The 6,412-nt window shown below is 30.8% G+C and carries 4 protein-coding genes and 1 pseudogene; all 5 read left to right on the plus strand.

Features of this window, described 5'->3' with window-relative positions:
* Positions 1–1,054, plus strand: a 1,054-nt coding sequence (locus IDG60_RS04130) for a CHAP and LysM peptidoglycan-binding domain-containing protein (protein ID WP_241013337.1), incomplete at its 5' end; no start/stop codon positions are given.
* A gap of 27 nt (positions 1,055–1,081) precedes the next feature.
* Positions 1,082–2,326 carry a FemA/FemB family glycyltransferase FmhC gene (gene fmhC / locus IDG60_RS04135; protein ID WP_000672869.1) on the plus strand — a complete coding sequence of 415 codons (1,245 nt, stop codon included), beginning with the start codon at positions 1,082–1,084 and terminating at the stop codon, positions 2,324–2,326.
* A 172-nt stretch (positions 2,327–2,498) separates the two neighbouring features.
* A pseudogene (gene dprA, locus IDG60_RS04140) lies at positions 2,499–3,376 on the plus strand (DNA-processing protein DprA).
* Positions 3,377–3,549: 173 nt separating this feature from the next.
* Positions 3,550–5,625 carry a type I DNA topoisomerase gene (gene topA / locus IDG60_RS04145; protein WP_103182728.1) on the plus strand — a complete coding sequence of 692 codons (2,076 nt, stop codon included), beginning with the start codon at positions 3,550–3,552 and terminating at the stop codon, positions 5,623–5,625.
* Between the two features lie 155 nt (positions 5,626–5,780).
* Positions 5,781–6,412 (plus strand): methylenetetrahydrofolate--tRNA-(uracil(54)-C(5))-methyltransferase (FADH(2)-oxidizing) TrmFO (gene trmFO / locus IDG60_RS04150; protein WP_206160518.1); only part of this gene is annotated, 632 nt, incomplete at its 3' end.

Raw genomic sequence — 6,412 nt, forward strand, 5'->3', positions numbered from 1 at the left:
TTCAATAGGTATGTTTTTGGCATTGGGTATGTCGAACAAAGCATATGCAGATGAAATTGATAAATCTAAAGATTTTACAAGAGGGTATGAGCAAAATGTATTCGCGAAATCAGAGTTAAATGCTAATAAAAATACGACAAAAGACAAAATAAAAAATGAAGGTGCTGTTAAAACATCGGACACAAGTTTAAAGTTAGACAACAAATCAGCAATTTCAAACGGAAATGAAATTAATCAAGATATAAAGATTTCAAATACTCCGAAAAACTCAAGCCAAGGTAACAATCTAGTTATTAATAACAATGAACCTACTAAAGAAATTAAAATTGCAAACTTGGAAGCTCAAAATTCTAATCAGAAGAAAACGAATAAAGTTACTAATAATTACTTTGGTTACTACAGTTTTAGAGAAGCTCCAAAAACACAAATCTATACTGTAAAAAAAGGAGACACACTTAGTGCTATAGCATTAAAATACAAAACTACAGTTTCAAATATTCAAAATACAAATAATATAGCAAATCCTAATTTAATATTTATTGGTCAAAAATTAAAAGTGCCAATGACACCATTAGTAGAACCAAAACCAAAAACAGTGTCTTCAAATAATAAAAGTAATAGTAATAGCAGTACATTAAATTATTTGAAAACATTAGAGAATAGAGGATGGGATTTCGACGGTAGTTATGGATGGCAATGTTTCGATTTAGTTAATGTATATTGGAATCATCTTTATGGTCATGGATTAAAAGGATATGGAGCTAAAGATATACCATATGCAAATAATTTTAATAGTGAAGCTAAAATTTATCACAACACACCAACTTTCAAAGCTGAACCTGGGGACTTAGTGGTTTTTAGTGGAAGATTTGGTGGAGGATATGGTCATACAGCTATTGTCTTAAATGGTGATTATGATGGAAAATTAATGAAGTTCCAAAGTTTAGATCAAAACTGGAATAATGGTGGATGGCGTAAAGCAGAGGTTGCACATAAAGTTGTTCATAATTATGAAAATGATATGATTTTTATTAGACCATTTAAAAAAGCATAATTTAAATCGAAGGCAGGACATTGAAATATGAAATTTTCAACTTTAAGTGAAGAAGAATTTACCAACTACACCAAAAAGCACTTCAAACATTATACACAGTCTATAGAATTATATAATTATAGAAATAAAATAAATCATGAAGCACATATTGTGGGAGTGAAGAATGATAAAAATGAAGTTATAGCTGCATGTTTATTAACAGAGGCACGAATTTTTAAATTCTACAAATATTTCTACTCTCATAGAGGTCCTTTACTTGATTATTTCGATGCTAAATTAGTTTGTTACTTTTTTAAAGAATTATCTAAATTCATTTATAAAAATAGAGGAGTATTTATTCTTGTTGATCCATATTTAATAGAGAATTTAAGAGATGCAAATGGTAGGATAATAAAGAATTATAATAATTCAGTGATAGTAAAGATGCTAGGGAAAATTGGGTATCTCCATCAAGGTTATACAACAGGATATTCAAATAAAAGTCAAATTAGGTGGATTTCTGTATTGGATTTAAAAGATAAAGATGAGAATCAACTTTTAAAAGAAATGGAATACCAAACTAGAAGAAATATAAAAAAGACTATTGAGATTGGTGTTAAGGTTGAAGATTTATCTATTGAAGAAACAAATCGATTTTATAAATTGTTTCAAATGGCTGAAGAAAAACATGGTTTTCATTTCATGAATGAAGATTATTTTAAACGAATGCAAGAAATATATAAAGATAAGGCAATGTTAAAGATAGCTTGTATAAATCTTAATGAATATCAAGATAAATTAAAAATACAATTATTGAAAATCGAAAATGAAATGATGACTGTGAACAGAGCATTAAATGAAAATCCAAATTCTAAAAAAAATAAATCAAAATTAAATCAGTTAAATATGCAATTATCTAGTATTAATAATAGAATTAGTAAAACCGAAGAACTAATATTAGAAGATGGACCTGTTTTGGATTTAGCTGCTGCTTTATTTATATGTACTGATGATGAAGTTTATTATCTATCAAGTGGATCAAATCCGAAATATAATCAGTATATGGGTGCATATCATCTACAATGGCATATGATAAAATATGCAAAATCACATAATATTAATAGGTATAATTTTTATGGAATAACAGGCGTCTTTAGTAATGAGGCGGATGATTTTGGTGTTCAACAATTTAAAAAGGGTTTTAATGCACATGTTGAAGAATTAATTGGTGATTTCATCAAACCAGTAAGACCAATTCTATATAAATTTGCAAAACTTATTTATAAGGTTTAATTATAAAGTATGTTGGAAATTGAAATTTTAAATTCTTTCCAACATACTTTTCACTTTTTAAGTCAGTATTTTTACTCCTTAAAATAACATTACATCGACAATGTTTTTGTATTAGAAATGTAAAACAAAAATAGAATATGATTTTGTATGATTACAAAAAGGAGTTGATTTATTGATTAAACTATTTTTGCTTAAGTTATACTGGGCACACTTTTCGACTAAACAAATTCATCAATTTTTAATGGCATATCCTAATGTAATTAAAGAGGAGGGAAGAAAAAAAGATAGTTATTTATGTGAATGGGTGAATAGGGAAGAAAATGTTCTTTTATTACGTAAATACTATGCTTTTATAAAACTTGATCATAACGATATTATTAAAGAACTGCAGAAATTAAAAGTAAGTTACATTACATATATGGATTCTGAATACCCAGTGCTATTAAAAGAAATATATCAATTTCCATTACTTCTTTTCTATAAAGGGAACATCAAATTAATAAATAATATGCATCATTTGGCAGTAGTAGGTGCAAGAGATTCTACAAGTTATACCCAACAGTCTTTAGAATTTTTATTATCAAATGATAAAAGCAAATATTTAACAATTGTTTCCGTTCCGGCCTTGCTCAAGGAGCTGATGCAATGGCACATCAAATAGCTTTAAAATACAATCTCCCTACAATTGCAGTTTTAGCCTTTGGCCATCAAACACATTATCCCAAAAGTACATTAGCATTAAGAAATAAAATAGAAGAAAAAGGTTTAGTTATATCCGAATATCCACCACATACACCAATTGCTAAATATAGATTTCCTGAGCGCAATAGAATTATCAGCGGTTTGTCAAAAGGGGTTTTAATTACTGAGGCTAAGGAACAAAGTGGCAGTCACATCACGATAGATTTTGCATTAGAGCAAAATAGAAATGTTTATGTTTTACCTGGATCTATGTTTAATCCTATGACAAAAGGTAATTTATTACGTATCCAAGAAGGTGCTAAGGTAGTATTAAACGCTAATGATATATTTGAAGACTACTATATTTAAAACTAAAAATAACGAGTTGCTTCATATTTCTTTTGTTACCCTTTGTAATTTATTTTTTAATAAAATCTATAAAAAATAGACAGGGAAAATGATTTGTTTAGATATAAAACGTTGACAAAAGCAAAATTAAGCGTTTATCATTTATCTTTAGTAATTAGATTAGCGAGGGGGAAATGACATTGGCAGATAATTTAGTCATTGTTGAATCGCCTGCAAAAGCAAAAACCATTGAAAAGTATTTAGGTAAGAAATATAAAGTTATAGCTTCAATGGGACACGTCAGAGACTTACCAAGAAGTCAAATGGGTGTCGACACTGAAGATAATTACGAACCAAAATATATAACAATACGCGGAAAAGGTCCTGTTGTAAAAGAATTGAAAAAACATGCAAAAAAAGCGAAAAACGTCTTTCTCGCAAGTGACCCCGACCGTGAAGGTGAAGCAATTGCTTGGCATTTATCAAAAATTTTAGAGCTTGAAGATTCTAAAGAAAATCGCGTTGTTTTCAACGAAATAACTAAAGACGCTGTTAAAGAAAGTTTTAAAAATCCTAGAGAAATTGAAATGAACTTAGTCGATGCACAACAAGCGCGTCGAATATTAGATAGATTGGTTGGCTATAACATCTCGCCAGTTCTATGGAAAAAAGTGAAAAAAGGTTTGTCAGCGGGTCGAGTTCAATCTGTTGCACTTCGTTTAGTCATTGACCGTGAAAATGAAATTCGAAACTTTAAACCAGAAGAATATTGGACTATTGAAGGAGAATTTAGATACAAAAAATCAAAATTCAATGCTAAATTCCTTCATTATAAAAATAAACCTTTTAAATTAAAAACGAAAAAAGATGTTGAGAAAATTACAGCTGCACTAGATGGAGATCAATTCGAAATTACAAACGTGACTAAAAAAGAAAAAACGCGTAATCCAGCAAACCCATTTACAACTTCTACATTACAACAAGAGGCGGCACGTAAATTAAACTTTAAAGCAAGAAAAACAATGATGGTCGCACAACAATTATATGAAGGTATAGATTTGAAAAAACAAGGTACGATTGGTTTAATAACATATATGAGAACCGATTCTACACGTATTTCAGATACTGCCAAAGCTGAAGCAAAACAGTATATAACTGATAAATACGGTGAATCTTACACTTCTAAACGTAAAGCATCAGGGAAACAAGGTGACCAAGATGCCCATGAGGCTATTAGACCTTCAAGTACTATGCGTACGCCAGATGATATGAAGTCATTTTTGACGAAAGACCAATACCGATTATACAAATTAATTTGGGAACGATTTGTTGCTAGTCAAATGGCTCCAGCAATACTTGATACAGTCTCATTAGACATAACACAAGGTGACATTAAATTTAGAGCGAATGGTCAAACAATCAAGTTTAAAGGATTTATGACACTTTATGTAGAAACTAAAGATGATAGTGATAGCGAAAAGGAAAATAAACTGCCTAAATTAGAGCAAGGTGATAAAGTCACAGCAACTCAAATTGAACCAGCTCAACACTATACACAACCACCTCCAAGATATACTGAGGCGAGATTAGTAAAAACACTAGAAGAATTGAAAATTGGGCGACCATCAACTTATGCACCGACAATAGATACGATTCAAAAGCGTAACTATGTCAAATTAGAAAGTAAGCGTTTTGTTCCTACTGAGTTGGGAGAAATAGTTCATGAACAAGTGAAAGAATACTTCCCAGAGATTATTGATGTGGAATTCACAGTGAATATGGAAACGTTACTTGATAAGATTGCAGAAGGCGACATTACATGGAGAAAAGTAATAGACGGTTTCTTTAGTAGCTTTAAACAAGATGTTGAACGTGCTGAAGAAGAGATGGAAAAGATTGAAATCAAAGATGAGCCAGCCGGTGAAGACTGTGAAGTTTGTGGTTCTCCTATGGTTATAAAAATGGGACGCTATGGTAAGTTCATGGCTTGCTCAAACTTCCCGGATTGTCGTAATACAAAAGCGATAGTTAAGTCTATTGGTGTTAAATGTCCAAAATGTAATGATTGTGACGTCGTAGAAAGAAAATCTAAAAAGAATCGTGTCTTTTATGGATGTTCGAAATATCCTGAATGCGACTTTATCTCTTGGGATAAGCCGATTGGAAGAGATTGTCCAAAATGTAACCAATATCTTGTTGAAAATAAAAAAGGCAAGACAACACAAGTAATATGTTCAAATTGCGATTATAAAGAGGCAGCGCAGAAATAATATTTTTATTCCCTAGAGACATTTTAAGATTGTTAAATAGAATCATTAGTGAATCTTATTTTAAAGATAGTAATGGATTAATCTAAATAAGTGCGGATAATATAAACATAACAACATAATTAAAAGACATAAATGACAATAAAAGGAGTATAGAAATGACTCAAACTGTAAATGTAATAGGTGCTGGTCTTGCCGGTTCAGAAGCGGCATATCAATTAGCTGAAAGAGGAATTAAAGTTAATCTAATAGAGATGAGACCTGTTAAACAAACACCAGCGCACCATACTGATAAATTTGCGGAACTTGTATGTTCCAATTCATTACGCGGAAATGCTTTAACTAATGGTGTGGGTGTTTTAAAAGAAGAAATGAGAAGATTGAATTCTATAATTATTGAAGCGGCTGATAAGGCACGAGTTCCAGCTGGTGGTGCATTAGCAGTTGATAGACACGATTTTTCAGGTTATATTACTGAAACACTTAAAAATCATGAAAATATCACAGTTATTAATGAAGAAATTAATGCCATTCCAGATGGATACACAATTATCGCAACAGGACCACTTACTACAGAAACCCTTGCGCAAGAAATAGTGGACATTACTGGTAAAGATCAACTTTATTTCTATGATGCAGCTGCTCCAATTATTGAAAAAGAATCTATTGATATGGATAAAGTTTACTTAAAGTCCCGTTATGATAAAGGTGAAGCTGCATATTTAAACTGTCCTATGACTGAGGATGAATTTAATCGCTTTTATGATGCAGTATTAGAAGCTGAAGTTGC

It is taken from the genome of Staphylococcus sp. EG-SA-2 (assembly GCF_017152085.1).